Source organism: Daejeonella sp. (assembly GCF_030695525.1).
GTDB lineage: Bacteria > Bacteroidota > Bacteroidia > Sphingobacteriales > Sphingobacteriaceae > Daejeonella.
In genome coordinates this window covers 1-19274 of the sequence record NZ_JAUYSS010000044.1, presented here as the reverse complement: position 1 = coordinate 19274, position 19274 = coordinate 1, and the positions used below count along the sequence as shown (strand labels likewise).

Genomic DNA, 19274 nt, shown 5'->3' with positions numbered 1-19274 from the left:
TATTAGTGTCTTTGGGCATTCCAGCCAACGAATCGAAAGTTGGGTCACCATTATATCGGTTTGATCCCTAATAATTTCTGGAATATGAAAAGTACCTTACGTTTGAATCCTGGTCAATATATTCGCTTAGTTTTAGCCGGGATTTTTTTGGTTGTCCTCCAGACGGTTTCCGCCTTTGCTGCAACCATTACTTCAACCACCTCCGGAGGCAACTGGAATGTAGGATCAACCTGGGTCGGTGGAAGCGCACCTGCGGTCGGTGATCTGGTAATAATCGCCACTACCTCAGGAAATTCTGTTACACTGGCTGCCAATCACACCTGTGTCTCACTTACCATAAATTCAGGGGCTATTCTAAATCTCTCATCCTTTACACTAACTGTAAACGGACCATGGCTAAATAATGGAACATTCAATGACGGAACAGGAACGGTTACTTTCGGAACAGCTAATGCTGCCATCAATGCCGGCACCGGGAGCGCCAATTTTGAGAATATTATAATTGCCAGTGGTGCCACACTGAATATGAATACCAATGTTGTTGTAAACGGCAATTTTGATTTTGTACTACCTGCAGCCAACAATATTGTAAACATTAACTCAACTCATTCTCTTTCTATTGCGGGGAATCTTACGATGATTCTCCCAACAGCAACGCGGAGCAGTACAATGGCGGTTGGTGCAGGTTCATTGACAGTCGATGGTCTTTTTAATATGCAGGCACAGGCCACATCAGGTCGTGCGAATGTCATTACTATCTCTACCGGGACAGCTAACCTGAATGGGGGTTATTCAACCGGTACCACAGCTCCTACAATAGCAGCAGGCTGCAAAATTACATTTACCGATGCCGGAACTCTCAACTTATCAGGAACTTTAAGTGGCGGAGCCCCTGCCCTTATTCAAAGTACAGGAACAGTCAATTTCAAAGGGAATACAGCTCAGGGAATCTGGCTTGAAACGTATTATAATTTGGGAGTATTTGATGGAACAAAATCATTACTTGGGGCAGTGACCGTTCAAAATCAATTGAATCTGGCATCAGGAACGCTACAGGCTGGAGCTTTTAATATAACATTATCCGGTTCGGGAGATGCCTTTCTTTGTACGGGTATTTTTGACCCCGGCACAGCCTTGGTGACAATGAGCGGTCCGGCTGCAACTACTATACCCGGAATAACCTTTAATAATTTAACTATTTCCAGCAACGGCCTTAAAACTGTCGCAGATGGTACAACTTTAACCGTTAACGGGAACTGGGCACATAATTGTCCAGCAGCTCTGGACGGAAGTGCAAATGCAGTCGTTTATGGCTTACTTAGTGGCTATGGAGCCTTTTCCATGGGTTCGGGAACACTTAGTCTTGATTCTACCTATTCCAGTTCTGGAGTGTTAACCGTAGGTACGGGTACTGTAAAATATGTAGGTGGCGGTACAATAAGAGGAAACATGACTTATTATAACCTTGAAGTTGATGGTGATCGAAGTCTGGCCGCTGCCGCAATAGTGAGTAATATCGTAACAGTTAACAATGGCCGAACCCTCAGTATGATAACCAGAAACCTGACTCTGAATGGCGGAGGAAATCCCATTGTAAATAATGGCACAATTACCTCAACCTCGGGTGCATTAACATTTGCCGGTACAGATCCTCAGGTTATAGCTTCAGGTACTTATCCAAGAACGACACTTAGTAATGGTACAAAAACGATTGCTGCAGGTACTAATGTCAATATTACTGGCCCTTTTCTCGTTAATGCTCCCCTTAATATGGAAGGGGATGGATCTGCCGTAATCACTGGTGCAGCGTCAGGAACCGGGGCTATTACTATGGAATCAGGAACGCTGAGTTTTGTTTCAACTTTTGCCGGCGGAACTTTTACTGCCGGTACAGGGAAAGTGATTTATGCCGGAACTGCGGCACAAGTTGTAAGAGTTGGAATTGATTATTATGACCTGGAACTTTCGAGCTCTGTTTCCAACTCCATTGCCTCTACCACAATGGCAATCGCGAATAATTTGATTATAAATGCTACTACCACCACCACTACAAGTACAACCCTGAATATTGGAAATAATGTAATGGGCACGGGAGACTTTGGCGCTACAGGATTTATTAACCTTGCTGGCGACTGGCAGCATACCGGAACACTTACACCGGGAACAGGGACCATCCATTACAATGGAATAGATCAATTAGTTAAAAATTTGAGCTATTACAAACTTTCTATGACTGGTGGCACTAAAACACTGGAAGGCAATACTACAGCCACTAATCTGGTAACTATAAATGCGGCAACCACGCTGAATTTAAACGCATTTACTCTTGATTTGCAGGGAGGTACAGTTAATGCCCTGGTCAACTCCGGGACGTTTTCAGGAAATGGTAAGGTGAGATATTCTGCGGTCGGAGCACAAACAGTGAATACATCTACCTTTTATGACCTGGAATTCACAGGGGGCACTAAAACAATTGCCACAGGGAATAATATAGAAGTTACGAATGACTGGACTGTTTCGGCCAGCACCCTGATGACCAGTACTCAGAATGCCACCGTTGGCCGGGATCTGATACACAATACGGGTGCGTTGATCGACCAGGGCTCAGGTACTATCCGGATTGGCAGAGACTGGCTTGCGAATGGGGGTACTTTTGACAGAGGTACTGGAACTGTTATCTACGAAGGAGGAAACCAGACCATTGCACCTTTCACTTACGCTGCCCTTATCTGTAGTGGAACAGGTACGAAAACAATCACCGGTGATATTGACATTTCCGGAACACTAACCATCAACTCCGGCGTGACCTTCGACAGAAGCACCTATACCGTTACCCTTTCTTTTAACGGGACCCCTTTGGTGATAGATGGTACCCTGACCGGCAATGGGAAGTTCATTTATTCGGGAACCGGTACCCAAAACATCGCTGCAACGTCCTACTATGACCTTGAGTTCTCAGGCTCAACGAAGAACCTCCCGTCTGATTTTGCTGTGGAGATTCTTAATAATTGGATAGTAGGTGCCACGACGGTTTTTGGAAATAACACCATTGTTAATTTGAGCGGGGACATTAGCGGTGCAGGTACATTTACTATGAATAACGGTATTTTGAATTTAGGAGGGGCATGGAACAAAACCGGAACCTTTACCCCGGGAACGGGAACGATTAATTATAATGGAAGTACCCAAACCATCGCAAGCCTTGCCTACTATAATCTGCAGGTTTCCAATTCAGAAGTAAAGACTCTGGCTGGCACAACCACTGTGAGTAATGTATTGACGGTCAATAACCCGGCATCACTCGCGCTTTCCAGTTTTACACTTAACCTACCGTTATCAGGGGCGCCTTTTATTAATACAGGAACCATTTTGCCCGGAACCTCTACTGTAAATTATACTGGTACTGCCGAAACAAGTATTGCTCCGGGAAATTTTTTTAACCTAAATGGTTCAGGCGGGGATCGCATACTGCCAGATGGGGAAGAAGTCGGAATTGCCGGAGCCTTCACTCCAGGGGCCGGAGCATACACTATTACCGGGAGTGTGGTGAATTTTAATGGCTCTGGTCCACAAATTATACCTGCATTTACATTTAATAATTTGATTCTAAGTGGTTCAGGAGAGAAAGAGATCCCCGGATCAACGGAGGTAACTGTTAGTACAATCGAAATTCAGGACGGACCAACCTTAGAAATTCTGGATGATGCGCAGCTAAATGTTATTGATTAAATCTTTAACTTGCGCGATATTAATTGGATAAAATGAAGCCTTCTTTAAAACCGATACTTTGCGGATTAGCAATCATATTATTTATCTCCCTTTCTGCTTCAGCGCAAACCCGTCCAAACCGGCCAGCAGTTGAAAAGCCTATAGCCCTAACCGTAGCTCAGGACTCACTGCAATACACCCTGGGTGCTTATCTTGGTGCATGGATAGTTAACAACGGCTTTATGGTTACCAACCCCGACATATTCCGCAAGGGTATGGACGATGTCTTATTGAATAGACCTTTATTAATTGATGCCGCAAGTGTTGCTACAAAACTTGATGGTTATCAGAAACGTATGATCTCTGAACGGAGCAGTCAGCAGGAAAGATTATTATTTGAGAACGTGAAAGGTAAAGAAGGGGTAGGAATGCTTCCAAGTGGAGTGGCTTATGTGGTCATGAAAGCCGGAAATGGCATCAGGCCCCAATTGAACGATTCTGTACTGATTCATGTCAAAGGCTTTTTACCGGATGCTAATCTCTTTGAAGATACCTATGCCAAAAATGCACCTATACGGATGACCCCTGCCGGACTAATTCCAGGGATGGCTGAAGCCTTGCAAATCATGCCCGTTGGTTCTACCTGGCGTCTTTTTATCCCATCAGCTCTCGCCTATGCAGAACGTGGTATTCCTGGCCTTATCCCTGCCTACTCTGCCCTGATCTTTGAAGTTGAACTGATTGATGCTGTGCGGAGGTAGTATTGAGTATTAAGTATCAAGAACCAAGAGCCAAGAGCCAAGATTCAAGACAAATCCTGGTAGGATTGTAATTCATGTTATTTACTTTGTTTTCTATTCCAATTATTATAGATGACATAGTTTATTTTAAATACCCATTAAATATTCTTTATTCTTTGCATAATTGGCTTGATTTTTCATTAAAGCAGAATTTGGTCTTGGTTTCTGGCTCTTGGTTCTTGAAGCTGTTATCTCCCATTCCCCATTTCATAATCTTGTTATAATTAATTTAATATTAAATTTAACTTTAAGATAATTAAAGTAATATTCCTATGCAGATGGAACCTAACCGTACTTTTCCCTTATTAAAAGCGTATCATCAGATACAAATCTTGGACATATGTGATATTTAATGATTTTATCTCCTAAACCTAAGCTCATTGTCTGTACAATTATTAACATATACCTGCGATTTTTAGCTATAATTCATCCGAAAATTTCAATGACTACTGGTCTGTATAATTTAATAGTTTTTAGGTTATTGTACCGGAGAATGGCTTGCTGCAAATTTTCTATTGTTCTCTTTTTCTTATTTATTTCAAGTTATTTATCTAATGCAGCTACAATCACTTCAAAAGCTACAGGTGGAGCATGGGCTTCAGGAGCAACCTGGGTTGGAGATGTTGCACCTGCCGCTACAGATGATGTGATTATAGCTACCACCGGAGGAAATGCAGTAACTATTGGTGCAGCCGCAGTATGCACAGGGTTGACGATCAATGCAGATGCGATACTAACAGCCACTACATTTGGACTCACAGTTAACGGGCCCTGGTTAAATAATGGCACATACAATCATGGTACAACTTCAACAGTTACTTTCGGCGGACTTACCGCTGCAATTGAACCAGGTCTTGGTACTGCCAATTTTCGCAATATCAGCATTGCAAGTGGTGCTGCATTGATTATAAATACTCCAACGACAACTGCAGGAACTTTTGCGTTTGCTACCCCGGCAGCAAGTACAAATAGTACCGTTACAATCTCAGGAACGAATACTTTAGATGTTAGCGGAGCTATGACCATTGCCAGACCACCTACAAATACCTTTGAATGTAAGTTTGATGTAGGTGCCGGAACACTTACGGTAGGAGGTACTTTTACAATGTCGGCCACTACAGGAACCCGCTATAGTGTATTGGCAGTTTCAACAGGTACTGTTAACCTGAATGCTGTTACAACGGGTACAACCGGGTGTCTGATCAATTTTACAGATGTGGGTACTATAAATATTGCGGGTACAGTGGGTATCAGTTCACCTACTGTAAGTCCATCTACCGGTACAATTAATTATACAGGTCTGGTGAACCAGGGAGTTTGGAGCTCAGCTTATTATAACCTTCACTTACTTGAAAATAATATTAAGTCATTGAATTCAGGTACTGCAACCATAAATAATGTACTGACAATAGATGCCGGAACTACCCTGAATATAAATTCCAGAATTCTTGCATTTGCAGCTAGTGGTACATACCTTGTGAATAATGGTACACTTGATGCAAGTACAGGAACTATTAATTATACAGGGGCTGACGCACAGGATATACTGGATATCAGTTACACGAATCTTGGTTTTTCAGGTGCTGGAGCAAAAACAATTACTGATGGCAGCACTCTTACTATTACAGGTAATTGGGTTTGCAGTAGTCCTACTACATTAAGTACCAGTACCAGCGTGGTAATGGGAGGAAACCTGACAGGAACAGGTGCTATGGTTATGAATACCGGCACAATAACTATTGGCGGCAACTGGACTCATTCTGGAACCTTTACTGCCGGTACCGGTCGTATCCATTACAATGGTGCTGCCCAGACCGTAAGAGGTATGACTTATTATAATCTTGAACTGAGCAATGCCGGAATTAAAACACTTTCAACGACTACCTTAGTCGGCAATGTTCTGACTATTAATAATTGTACTTTAAATTATAATAGCCGAACTATAACTCTTTCTGGTGCCGGTACTCCTCTGGTCAATAACGGTGGTGATATTTCAGGCACTTCTGGTACATTCTCCTTCACCACCAACGCACAAAATGTACCCGGATTAAGCTATCGTAACCTCACCTTTGCTGGTGCAGCAAAAACTATTGCCGATGGGGAGACACTTACTGTAGCCCTTAATTGGTCTGTTGGTGCCCCAACCAACATGATTGCCACTGCAAGTGCAGTAGTAAATGGTTTGATAAGTGGTTCCGGGGCAATCACAATGGATACGGGAACAATTACAGCCGATAGTAGCTGGACAAATTCAGGTGTAACAGTTCCTGGAACCAGCACAGTATATTTTACAAATGATCATGCACAAACACTTCGGGGCAACTTTTATAGTGTTGAATTCTCAGGTGCAGGTACAAAGACATTAAGTACTACAACAACTGTGAATAATACTATGACCATTGGTTTAGGAACTACCTTATCAATCGGTACCAGTACCCTGAATTTCCCTGCCACAGGTACACCTTTAGTTAATAATGGGACACTTACCGGAACTACCGGCGTGATAGCATTTACAGGCTCCGGCACACAAAATGTCCCAGGACTTACCTACCGTAATTTAACTTTTACGGGCATTGGTGAAAAGATAATTTCAGACAGTCCTGTAATTGTTGGGAATCTGACCAATAGCAGTCCCATGACTATTTCAACGGATGCACTAGTTTCAATTACCGGCAACTGGGTCAATAATAATACCGCAGAATTACTTACCACCGGATCATTGACGCTTACAGGTTCTATAAGTGGAGCCGGTGCAATTTCAATGGGATCGGGTACCATTACTGTGGCAACGAATTGGACTAATACAGGAGGGCTTACTCCGGGTACCGGAACTGTGGAATATAATGGTGCTGTTGCTCAAACAGTCAGAGGTACTAATTACCATAACCTCATATTTTCTGGTCCGGGCACAAAAACTATTGCTACAGGTACAACTATTACTTTGGGCAGCAACTGGACAACTGACAGCCCGGTAACAATGTCGGGATCTGCAGGGGCTAATATCGCTGGAGATATCGCCGGAAGTGGTTCAATCACCATGGGATCGGGGATTATTACACTAGAGGGGAACTGGACAAATAACGGGACATTAACACCAGGAACAGGCATGGTTCATTATGATGGCGGTACTCAATCGGTGGGAGCCCAGGACTACTACCGGCTTCAAATTTCAGAAATTGGTGTCAAAACCCTGGCCGGAAACACAGGTGTCAGCAATCTGCTTACAATTAATACACCGGGTACACTCAACCTGGGATCCTTTGATTTAACCATATCGGGCAGTGGTACTCCGGTGCTAGCAACCGGAACTCTCCAGCCAGTTACCTCTACAGTTAAATATACTAATGCAGCAGCTACCACTATTGCCGCACTTGATTATTATAGTCTTGATGGAAGCGGAGGAACAAGAACACTTGCTTCCAGTGGAACTATTGGAATTGCCGGGACTTTTACCCCTGGTGCAGGAGCTTATACTATTACCGGAAGTACGATCCATTTTAATGGTAGTGGAGTACAAACAATTCCTGCTTTCAATTATCAAAACCTTAACGCTACGGGTGGAAACCGTATTCTTGATCCGGTAGGAACAATTGGGATAGCAGGTGATTTTACTCCTGGTGCAGGCTCTTTTACCATCATTACAAGTACCGTGAACTTTAACGGCCTGACATCACAAACTTTACCCGAATTTACATTTAATGATCTTATCCTGAGTGAAACCGGTGTAAAAACTCTGTTAACAGGAACGACCCTGACCGCCAATACCATTACCATTCAAGATGGAGCAGTTTTAGATATCGAAGGTACATCCGTTCTGACTATAATTAATTAAGGCCCTTATTTTTATCAGTTCTTAATTGGTTTTAATTATTTATATACAAACTATCAGTTGACATTTCTCCACTCTCAAGCTGACTATCAACTATCAACTTTCAATTATCAACTGATTTGCTTTTTCCCCGAACCTTATTAACTTTAACAAATAATAATATCGTATCTTGAAAAAACATATTTAATAAAATTCCGTATACAAACCCCAAAAGCTTTACGTGAAACATCAAAAACACATTGGCATTCCACTGCCGGCCCTGAAGGTCTTGCTCTGTCTGTTTTTGTTTTTTCCGTTGCTAATTCATGCTCAGGCGGTTAATCAGGTCTATATATATCCCGGTGCTTCGCTTGTTGCTCACCCCAATGCTAACCTGAATATTTTTGCGGATATCTCCCATTCAGGAACCCTCACATCCTATAATACATCCTTTATTAATTTTTATGCAAGCATCTGGCAAAATAACAATGGCAGCCGTTTGCCTGATGAGAGCGCCCGTGGCATTGACGGTACAGGTGGCATTTTTACCTTTTCAGATCTGCTTCAAAATGCCCAGCGCATCAATAACATCAATTCTTTGCCCTTCAACGGCTTCCCGAACCTGAGACTGGACAACAGCCTGAACGTTTTATCTGATATCGGTGCGTTGCACGTCAATAATAACCTGGATTTCCGGAACGGTCACCTGATATTGAATGGATTTGATGTCAATGTAGGCCGCCCCGGAACAGGAACCATCACCGGACATAGTCATACAAATTTTATTGTTACAGGTCCCATGATGACCGGGGGCAGTCTGGTTAGAAATACCACGGCGAGCAGTCCGGCACTCGATTTTCCGATCGGTACAGCCATTGGAAGCTATACCCCGCTGAGGATAAAATATACAGGCCTTCCCCAAACCATCAAATTCAGGGTGGCTGATAATGTGTACAATAAGCTGAATTTCCCGGAATATGTGAACAAGACCTGGATTATGAATACTGCCAATGCCGATCCTTCAGGTTCGGTAGAACTTACCCTACAGCATAATGCAGCCGATGAAGGCATCCGCTATTTCAGCAACCGCAGCGAAGCCTATGTTAGCCGCTACGATACGCGCCTGACCGGATTATGGGATGTGTTGCCCCCAATGCCAACGAGTACTCCTGGCATCATAACCGACCGTGCTGCTATATTCGACGCCTATATGAATACCCGACTGGATATTACAGCAATCAAACCCATAGAATACTTCTCCAAGACCGTAATTAAAGAGGATATTGATGAAAATACCCCGGTAAACGTTCCGGATGCAATTTCACCTAATGGGGATGGATTCAATGATGTATATGAAGTAGTGAAACGCCTGCCAACGGATGTGGTGCGCTTTGAGGTGTACAGCCGTAATCAGGTACTGGTTTTTCAGGATCTGGATTATCAGAACACCTTCAACGGTACGGGCAATATGGGTGGCTTCATTGGAAATACCCTTCCCGATGGCATCTACTATTATCTGATTAGTGTGAATGGCGCTAAAGGAATTCCCGGTTACCTTATTATAAACCGCTAATATGATGAAACAAGCAGTGCGGATTTTATGGATACTCTCCCTAACAGTATGGCTCCCCGGGCTGCTCAGGGCACAGCAATTGCCACTATACTCCCAGTATATGTTCAATACGCTGGAGATTAATCCTGCCTATGCGGGATTCAAGCAGTCTATGCAATTCACCAGCATTTACAGGAAACAGTTTAACGGAATCAAGGACGCACCACAAACCGCTATGCTTACCGGAGATATGCCTATAGGCGATACGAACCTGGGTATCGGACTCAAAATCGTTGACGATCGGATCTCCATTACCCAGAATTTTGGTGCCCAGGGCTCTATGTCCTACCGGATTGAAGGCGATAATTCCAACCTGGCCTTCGGAATACAGTTAGGCGCCCTGAATTATAAAACTGATTTCAGTAAACTGAACATCACCAATCCCGGAGACCCGGTATTTTCGACAAACCTGAATGCGCTGACGGCTAATTTTGGTACTGGTGTATTCTTTAATACAGATAAGTTTTATGCGGGATTCTCAGTCCCAAACCTCGTCAGAACCCATTTGAGGAAGGTGGATGTGGCGCTTTCAGAATACGAGGTAAAACAAAATACGCATATGTACCTGAATGCGGGATATCTGATCGATTTGAATGATAATTTTATTTTAAAACCATCTTTCCTGCTGCGGGGGGTTAAGGGTATACCTTTAAACTACGATATCAATGCGAATGTGTTTTTCAGGGACCTGATGTCGGCGGGTGTATCCTACCGGAGTCACAGTGCGCTGGTAGGCCTGTTAGATTTCAGGCTGGTGCCAACCTTAAGACTGGGTTATGCCTACGATTATAATCTGGGAAGACTGAACAACTTCGCCAAGGGAACACATGAGATTATATTACGGTATCATATTCCTTTTGATAAGGATACGTTGATGCCGAGCTACCTTTTTTAGTGGAGAGTGGAGAATTGAGAGTTGATAGTGAGGAACCAGGAACCAAGAGCCAAGAATCAGGACTGAATCCTGCTTCAGATGAAACCCGATAGGGATTGGGTTGTGGTTATAAAACGAATATATTGTGTTTTGTTTGTCATTGCGCGGAGGCACGACGAAGCAATCCTATTAAGATTAGGAATAATTTAATTTGGGGGGATTGCTTCGCTACACTCGCAATGACACGACAACAGACAATTAGAGAGGTCCCTCCTGCGTCGGCCTTGCCTGCCGGTAGGAAGGGATGACAGATAAAATTTTGAAATGAATTTCAAAATGAACAAGGATTTATAGACAACTGACAACAGATAAAAAATACAAATTGGCAAGCTGATTTTAGCTTGCTGCCTGAACTTTGACAATTAACGATAACATAACGTACAACGTAACAACGTAACACGTAAAACTAAAAAACATGCGTCCATTAAAATTACTATCAATTGCTTTAATGCTTGCAGGAATATTCTTCCTCGACCAAGCAACAGCTCAGATCAAGATCGGAACCAATGGAGCCAATATCCAGCCCTCATCTTTGCTGGAGCTTGAGAGCGCGAACCAGGGTTTTTTATTGCCGCGTATGGCGAATACCATCGCCATTGATGCTTTAAACCCACCTAATGGGATGATGATCTATAAAACCACGGATCCTGCCGGACTTTATATCCGCAAAAATAACCAATGGGAATACATTACCGGTTCGATGAATGGGGATGCAGTTTTTAATTCTGTGACCGTGAACGGTCCGGTGACGGCCTTAAGCTTTAGCGGACCCCTGACCGGCAATGCCAGTACCGCTACTTTAGCCACTACTGCAACTAATTCCAATAATTCTGCGGTGACTAATGATGTATCCAATCCGGGTACTACTTATCCGGTTTTTGTGAATTCGACACCCGGAAATCAGCCTTTACGTACCAGTAGTGGTAATTTGAGCTATGTGCCGGCAACAGGAATTTTAACAGCAAGAGGTTTTAATGGTCTCCTGACAGGGGATGTAATCGGAAACGCCAGTTCATCGGTGGATGCACAGAATACTGTAAATATACGGATCACGGATAATCCAAACAACCCGGCAACAGTTTACCCCACTCTGGTTTCGGGGATTTCCGGTCCCCTGGCACCAAGTGTAGCCAGCACCAAATTGAGTTTTGTTCCATTAACGGGAGAATTGAATGCTACTACCTTTAGAGGGGCTGTAATTGGTAATGCCAGTACCGCAACTACAGTAACCGGAAATGTGGCAGCTGTAAATGGGGGAACCGGGCAAACGCTCTACTCGCCAGGTGATATTTTATTTGCGGATGCTTCAAATACCCTTGCCCGACTGCCTATAGGGATTCAGGGAACTATTTTGAGAGTAGATGGAACAAACAGACCTTCCTGGTCTTCGGCAGGCGCAGGTACAGTAAGAAGCCTTTCAGGGGTTGCGAACAGGATCAGTATTGTTGATCCAACCGTTGAACCCATTATTGATATTTCTACTGATTATATAGGGCAGCCTTCCATTAGTACCCTTGGAACTGTAACCACCGGTATATGGAATGCAGGGGTAATCCCAACTACCTATGGTGGTACAGGTGCCAATGCTTTCATATCGAATGAGATACTGATTGGCCGCGGTACGGGGCAGCCTATCGGAAGTATTTCACTCGTCGGTACTGCGGGAAAAGTTCTGACCTCAAATGGACCTACTGCCCTTCCAACATTTGAAACTGCTGGAATAGGTGATATGGTATTGGGTGTAGATCAGACAATTAATAATTTTAAACGTTTTAACGATGGAACATTGATTTTAAGAGGTTCGGGGACGGGAATTACAACTCTTAAATCAGATGCTAATACCAATGGAACAATCACACTGCCGGGAGGAACACGAACACTTGTTTCCATTGATGGAAATGAAACTTTAGTCAATAAGACTCTGACCGCACCGAATTTGACAGGTACCGCAAATTTTCAAACTTTATCAGGTTCTCAGTTGATCATCAATGCAGGTACACCTTTAACCACTACTAATCAAACCGGTACCGCGGGTAATATTGTTATGAGTAATGGTCCAACAGTTTCTAGCCCGACTTTTACAGGCACTGTAAATGCAGGAGCGATCACATCCACTGGAACAATAACAGCAACTTTATTTAATGGTCCTGCCTCCACAGCAAACAATACAGGGAGTGGTGGTACTTTAAGAGATGCAGGATCTATTGCTACAGCAGTAGATCGTGCAAATGGGGCCACGGATGCTCCTACAGCAAGTAGGATAGTTATGAGGGATGCAAATAGTGACTTCTCAGCAAATGTTATAACAGCCAATTTAGCTGGTAATGCAACCAATGTTACAGGTGTGGTAGCCATAACAAATGGTGGTACAGGGGCAGGTACTAAAATAACTGCATTTAATGCACTTTCACCTATGACAAGCCAGGGGGACTTAATTTTTGGTGGTGTAGCAGGAACGGGTACCAGATTACCAATCGGTTCAGCAAGTCAAATATTAAAGGGGGGGCTTACAACCCCAGTTTGGGGTTCGGTTGTTTTAACTACTGATGTTAGTAATGTGTTACCTCCAGCAAATGGTGGTACAGGGGTAGGTAATACAAATACACTTACTTTAACTGGAGCAGATATAACCCTGACAGCAACAGGTGCAACAAATATTACACTGCCAACAACAGGAACAATAGCCACCATTGCCGGCACAGAAAACCTGACCAGTAAAACAATAAACGGAACCTCATTTACGGGTACTGGCGGTACTCTTTCTTTGGCAAACGGAAATACCTTTACAACTGTAGGAGCAAATCCTATTACATTTACTACAACTGCCCCTACAACATTGACACTTCCAATAAATGGAACACTTGCAGTGACTGCTTCACCAGCATTCACGGGAACTCCAACTGCTCCAACTGCAGGGTTAGGAACAAATACTACTCAAATAGCTACTACTGCATTTGTAATAGCCAATTCTGGACTACTGAAATTTATTAGTGTTTCACCTTCAGCCGCTGCTCCTGTAATAGCTGCAGGTACCGAGCAAGAAGTGGACTACCCAGCTGTAGGGGCTTCCACGACTGGAACGGTGGTTGTGTCACCTGAAGCGCTTCCTCAAGCAGATTTAGGAATTATGTCTGCAAGGGTTAGTGCTGTGGGGGTTGTTACTGTAAGATATAGAAATTTTTCAGTAGGTCCTATTACACCCAATGTAGATCTAAATATTACTGTTATCCAATAATTCAGCTTTCGTGAATCTTCAATCGGTAAATAAAAGAATCAAAGAAAGTATTTAATAATAGATCATGTTTAGTAATTAAACCTGAGTTGTGTAAAAAATAAATTCAAACAATCAGCAATGAGGCAGGGCTTTTTTTTTATATGTATTTTGTGTCTTGCCTGTCGCAAAGATCCCGCACCGCTTCCGGGCAAATCCTTGTTGCTTTTTCCGAAAAACAATGAGATCTGTGCCGATGGAATCATTATTTCTGCAGGCAAGAGCAAAATTCTATTTAAATGGGATGCCTCCAAAAATACAGATTCCTATGTTTTAAGTATTAAGAACCTCGAAAGCGGGCAAATCAGTACCCATACTACCGATAAAACCCAAATAGACATCGAACTTGACCGAAATCTGGCTTATTCCTGGTTTATTTTATCCAAAAACACTAAAATTAATAAGGAACTCAGCAGCGATATCTGGAAATTCTATAATCCGGCACCCGCCCAAACCTCTTTTTCACCTTTCCCTGCAGAACTTCTGTCTCCTAAATATGAGGAAATTATTCCTGCAACAACCGAAAAGGTCAGCTTGAAATGGTCCTGTACTGATGCTGATGGAGATATCTTAAATTATGATGTGTACTTGGGTAACGCAACAGTGCCTGTCTTATATAAGGCAGGTGTTAAGGAAACCAGCCTTGCAGACCTGGTTCTGGATCGGAACAAATCTTACTTCTGGAAGATAGTGGCTATCGATAGTAAGGGAAACAAATCCCATTCTGATGTTTATAGCTTTAAATTAAACTGATTTTATGTGCCTGCAACGAACCTTGCTTTTTTTACTCTTGTTTCAAGCTTCAACTGCTTTAAATGCACAGCTCGTGCCACTCAGCCTTGAGCAGCGTGTCATCAATTCGGATGTGGTTTTTGAGGGAAAAGTGATTTCTAAATCAGCTTCATGGGATGAACAACGCCGACACATTTATACAACTAACCTCATCTCAGTCTATAAAGTATTTAAGGGTGAGATTAAAAGTTCCACAGTAGAAGTGGTTACCATCGGGGGCACAGTAGGTAATGATCGTGAGGATGTTTCCTATGGACTTAAACTACAGGAAGGCTCCATTGGGATATTTACATGTATACCGAATACTGTTAGGCTGAGTTCAGCTCAGGGGAAGACCCAGTTAAAAGTATATTCCGAAATACAGGGTTTCATCCGCTATGACCTCAAGACAGGTTCGGCAAGGGATGTATTTAGAGAGTATAATAAGGTAACAGAAGATATTTATGTTCCGGTTCAGAAAATCATGCATAGCAAGTATAAGATTATGAATAAAGCAGATTTTAAGATTAAATAAAGTCCTTGAAACGCTCTCCTTATATAATCAAATTGATTCTGCCGGCACTTTTGTTCCTGGTTTCATTTTGTATTCATGCTTACGGACAGACCGTTACCGGGTTTTCACCACAGAGTATCTCAGCAGGTACCGGAAGTCAGCTTACTATAACGGGTTCCGGTTTTGGAGGCTCGGCCAGTTCCACAAACTTTGTTGAATTTCCCGATGCAGATGATGGAGGTGCTTCCTTCATCAAACCTTTGTTAACTGAATATATTTCCTGGTCAGATAACCAGATTGTAATTAGGGTGCCCTCAAGTGCTGGAACAGGCCAGTTCAGAGTTGTAAATGGTGCCACCACCATTAGCTCTGTTCTCAGTTTAAAAGTTACCTATAATATTTTAACGGTGGGGCCTAACCCCAGACGGCATATCAATACAAATACAAATGGCGGTTATACTTTTCAGTTTGAAAATGGTTTTAATGGGAATGCTGCTGCAAAAACGGCCTTCCGAAAATCATTGCAAGCATGGACTTGTCAGAGTAATATAAATTGGAGCATTGGTACAGTGACCAATGTAAATAGTGCTGGATTGGATGGTACCAATGTAGTCAGGTTTGACGTTGACTCTGAATTGCCTGCCGGCGTACTTGGGGTGGCGTATATTTATTCAAGTTTATGTGGAGGGAGTAACTGGCAGATCACTGAGACAGATATTGTATTTGATAAGGAAAGAGCCTGGCATTATTCCAATTCAGACCCCGGACCTTCAGAAACAGATTTTCAGTCGGTGGCCTTGCATGAATTGGGACATGCTCATAATTTGGGACATGTAATTGATAATTCTGATGTAATGAATTTTGCCATTGCTGCAGGTACATCAAGGAGGGTATTTACAAATGAAAATAAAGATGCATCCATTTTTCAGGTAGACCTGAGTAAAGTTTCACCGGGTGGAGCATGTTTATCAGCCTTGATTCCGGAACTTCATGCCTCGTGCAGCTTCCCATTTCCGGTTATTGATTCAATAAGCCCAGAGAGTGCAGGGAAGAATGGTACCATAAATATTATTGGGGAGAATTTAAGCGGAACCTCATTCGTTAGTTTAGGCGGAACGTCGGCAGAATCATTTACAGTGAAGTCAGATAAACTCATTGAGGTTCTGGTCGCAACAGGTTTTACCGGTGAAGTTTTGGTTACCACCCCCGGAGGTATCGTAGCTTATAATAATTTCACCTATCTGGAGCCCCCGGATATTATTTCTTTTAATCCTAAATTTGGATTTACCGGAGATACCATCTCTTTAGAAGGCTTTAATTTTTCGGGAATTACTGCCCTGAGTTTCGGAGGGGTACCCGCAGCCTCTTTTTCAGTAATAGATAATCAACATGCTAAGGGAGTAGTGGCTGGTGGGCAGACCGGAAGTATCATACTCAGTACTGCAGTTGGTACAGATAGTATTTCGGGATTTACCTTTACCGGAAACTTGAGTATACAATCCGTACAGCCATTAAAAGGTATTACCGGAGATACAATTACAATTAACGGTGCAAATTTCAGGGAGATTCAATCTGTCAAGTTTGGCGGGTTGGCTGCGGCTTCTTTTCGGGTGGAGTCAGAAACCAGAATAATTGCGGTACTGGGCATTGGTTCCAGTGGTTCTGTAGATGTGGCTTCCATATTCGGGACTGCTAGCTTTGCCGGTTTTATTCATATTCCGCCACCACAAATTGCTTCTTTTAGTCCTGACAGAGCAGCAGGGGGAGCCCCAGTTACTATTAAAGGAGTAAATTTCATGAATGCAACTGAAGTTAGTTTCGGAGGAAGCCTTGCTACTTCATTTGTGATCAACTCAGCTACCCAAATTACAGCAATAGTGGGCGATGGTGCGAGTGGTGCAGTCTCTCTGAAGACTCCTGGAGGAACCGCATCCAAAGATGGCTTTACTTTTATTGAAACTCTTCGTATCAGTTCATTCAACCCGAAGATTGCAACTACCGAACAAAAAATTGTAATCACAGGGTCTAAATTCAGGAACGTAATTGATGTTAGTTTTGGGGGTTCCCCAGCGAAATCGTTTATCGTTGATTCTCCCGGTCAAATTTCAGCTATTGTCGGCCAGGGAGCAAGTGGACAGATTACAATTCGTACTTCCGATGGGACAATCAGTGTTGATGGCTTTAAGTTTTTATTGCCACCAACCATTTCCTATTTTACTCCACAAAGTGCCGGACTCGGTACTACGGTTCATATAACTGGTACAAACCTGGATGGCTTAACCTCTGTGCAATTTGGAGATATCCAGTCAGCAACTTTCAAAATATTGTCAGCAACAGCCATTGAGGCAATTGTAGGAACAGGTTCTTCCGGTATGCTGAGAGTAAGTAGTCCAGCTGGTATAGCTGAATTGAAAGGTTTTACCTTCATTCCACTACCTGTGATATCCTCCGTTGATCCGCTTCTGGGTGGTAAAGGCTCAGAAATCAATATTTATGGTGCAAATTTTTTAACTACCCATACAGTCAGTATTGGGAATAAAGCGGTGACTTCCTTTAAAGTGCTTTCCGCGACTCACATTACAGCTTATGTGGGAGAAGGAGCCAGTGATGGTAAGATTGTGGTTTCCACGCTCGGAGGATCGGGATCATTCGATGGTTTCCGTTTTATTTTTCCACCGACTATTTCAACTTTCCTTCCGCGTGAAGCCATTGCCGGGGTAAGTGTCTTGATCAGCGGGACTAATCTTGGGGATGTGAAAGGTGTTAGTTTTGGTGGGAAGGCAGCGGCATCATTCAGCATTCTTTCGCCAACCAGTATCTCGGCGGTGGTCGCAGCAGGTTCAGCGAGTGGCAATATCAGTCTGACTAGTCCCGGTGGACAGGCAATTAAAGAAGGCTTTACCTTTATATATACACTTCCAACGAATAACTTCAGTGTTTCTGCCACCGGATTGAGCTGCCGCGGGACCATGAACGGGATCATTTCTGTCAAAACATTGCAGACCTTGAATTATACTGCCACCATCACCGGAAACGGGCAAAATAACCGTTATGATTTTTCGAATACACTGGAACTGAAGAACCTGTCGCCGGGTGTGTATCAGGTATGCTTTACAATTAGCACCGAGAGTACCTTTAAGCAATGTTTTGAAGTCGTTGTTTCCGAACCAAAGGATCTTGCAATGTATTCCTTTGTGAATAAGGAAGAGAATAAGCTGAATCTTAAACTGGAAGGTTCAGATACTTATTTTGTGGAACTGAATGGCGAACTGACAAAAACATCCCTCAATGAACTGCAGTTGAGTTTAAAAAGTGGTTTAAATAAGGTGAAGGTGTATACTGATAAACTATGCCAGGGGATGATTGAAAGAACCTTCTTTATGGATGCGGTTCAAATCTTTCCTAATCCATTCGATACAGAACTTAATCTGGTTCTGGGCTCTGAATATTGGGGTACCATTAAAGTCGGGATTATGAATATGGGAGGGAAGCTCATCTATTCAAAAGATCATCAGCCGGAGGGAGGAATACTGAAGCTTTATCTGCAAGATCTTGCCCCCGGGCCTTACCTGCTGCAGATCACGTCCGGAGAGCATCGTACGGTTCGTAAAATATTGAGGCGATAAAAGACTTACGAATTTACCTAGTCGCCATGCATTTAAATTCGTCAGTCACATTCTGGGATAGCGACTGACGAAATCTACTTTCCGCTCGGCTAGGTGATTTCGCAAGTCGGACCGTTTAGACTTACGAATTTACCTGGGCGCCATGCAATTAAATTCGTCAGTCACCTAATTGGTCTGCGACTGACGAAATCTACTTTCCGCTCGGTTAGGTGATTTCGCAAGTCGGGATT

9 protein-coding genes are annotated in these 19274 nt (G+C 43.1%); all 9 read left to right on the top strand.

Features of this window, described 5'->3' with window-relative positions:
- Positions 1 to 84: 84 nt before the first annotated feature.
- The 9 genes from Q8S11_RS09540 to Q8S11_RS09500 all read left to right on the top strand — a co-directional run bounded on the left by Q8S11_RS09540 (position 85) and on the right by Q8S11_RS09500 (position 19044).
- Complete coding sequence (locus Q8S11_RS09540; RefSeq protein WP_305661863.1) at positions 85 to 3729, top strand: hypothetical protein; 3645 nt, start codon at positions 85 to 87, stop codon at positions 3727 to 3729.
- Positions 3730 to 3761: 32 nt separating this feature from the next.
- Positions 3762 to 4469, top strand: a complete 708-nt coding sequence (locus tag Q8S11_RS09535) for an FKBP-type peptidyl-prolyl cis-trans isomerase (protein ID WP_305661862.1) — start codon at positions 3762 to 3764, stop codon at positions 4467 to 4469.
- A gap of 532 nt (positions 4470 to 5001) precedes the next feature.
- Positions 5002 to 8340 (top strand): hypothetical protein, encoded by a 3339-nt coding sequence (locus tag Q8S11_RS09530; protein ID WP_305661861.1) that lies wholly within the window; start codon positions 5002 to 5004, stop codon positions 8338 to 8340.
- A gap of 217 nt (positions 8341 to 8557) precedes the next feature.
- Entirely contained in the window at positions 8558 to 9889 is a 1332-nt protein-coding gene (locus tag Q8S11_RS09525; RefSeq protein WP_305661860.1) for a gliding motility-associated C-terminal domain-containing protein, read from the top strand.
- A gap of 1 nt (position 9890) precedes the next feature.
- Positions 9891 to 10823 (top strand): type IX secretion system membrane protein PorP/SprF, encoded by a 933-nt coding sequence (locus tag Q8S11_RS09520; protein ID WP_305661859.1) that lies wholly within the window; start codon positions 9891 to 9893, stop codon positions 10821 to 10823.
- Between the two features lie 454 nt (positions 10824 to 11277).
- Positions 11278 to 14097 carry a hypothetical protein gene (locus tag Q8S11_RS09515; protein WP_305661858.1) on the top strand — a complete coding sequence of 940 codons (2820 nt, stop codon included), beginning with the start codon at positions 11278 to 11280 and terminating at the stop codon, positions 14095 to 14097.
- 117 nt (positions 14098 to 14214) lie between these two features.
- Positions 14215 to 14886, top strand: a complete 672-nt coding sequence (locus Q8S11_RS09510) for a hypothetical protein (protein ID WP_305661857.1) — start codon at positions 14215 to 14217, stop codon at positions 14884 to 14886.
- 4 nt (positions 14887 to 14890) lie between these two features.
- On the top strand, positions 14891 to 15439 hold the full coding sequence (locus tag Q8S11_RS09505) for a hypothetical protein (RefSeq protein ID WP_305661856.1): 549 nt from the start codon (positions 14891 to 14893) through the stop codon (positions 15437 to 15439).
- A gap of 5 nt (positions 15440 to 15444) precedes the next feature.
- The gene (locus Q8S11_RS09500) at positions 15445 to 19044 is read left to right on the top strand and encodes an IPT/TIG domain-containing protein (RefSeq protein ID WP_305661855.1); all 3600 of its coding nucleotides are present in this window, start codon (positions 15445 to 15447) and stop codon (positions 19042 to 19044) included.
- The last annotated feature ends 230 nt before the right edge of the window (positions 19045 to 19274 follow it).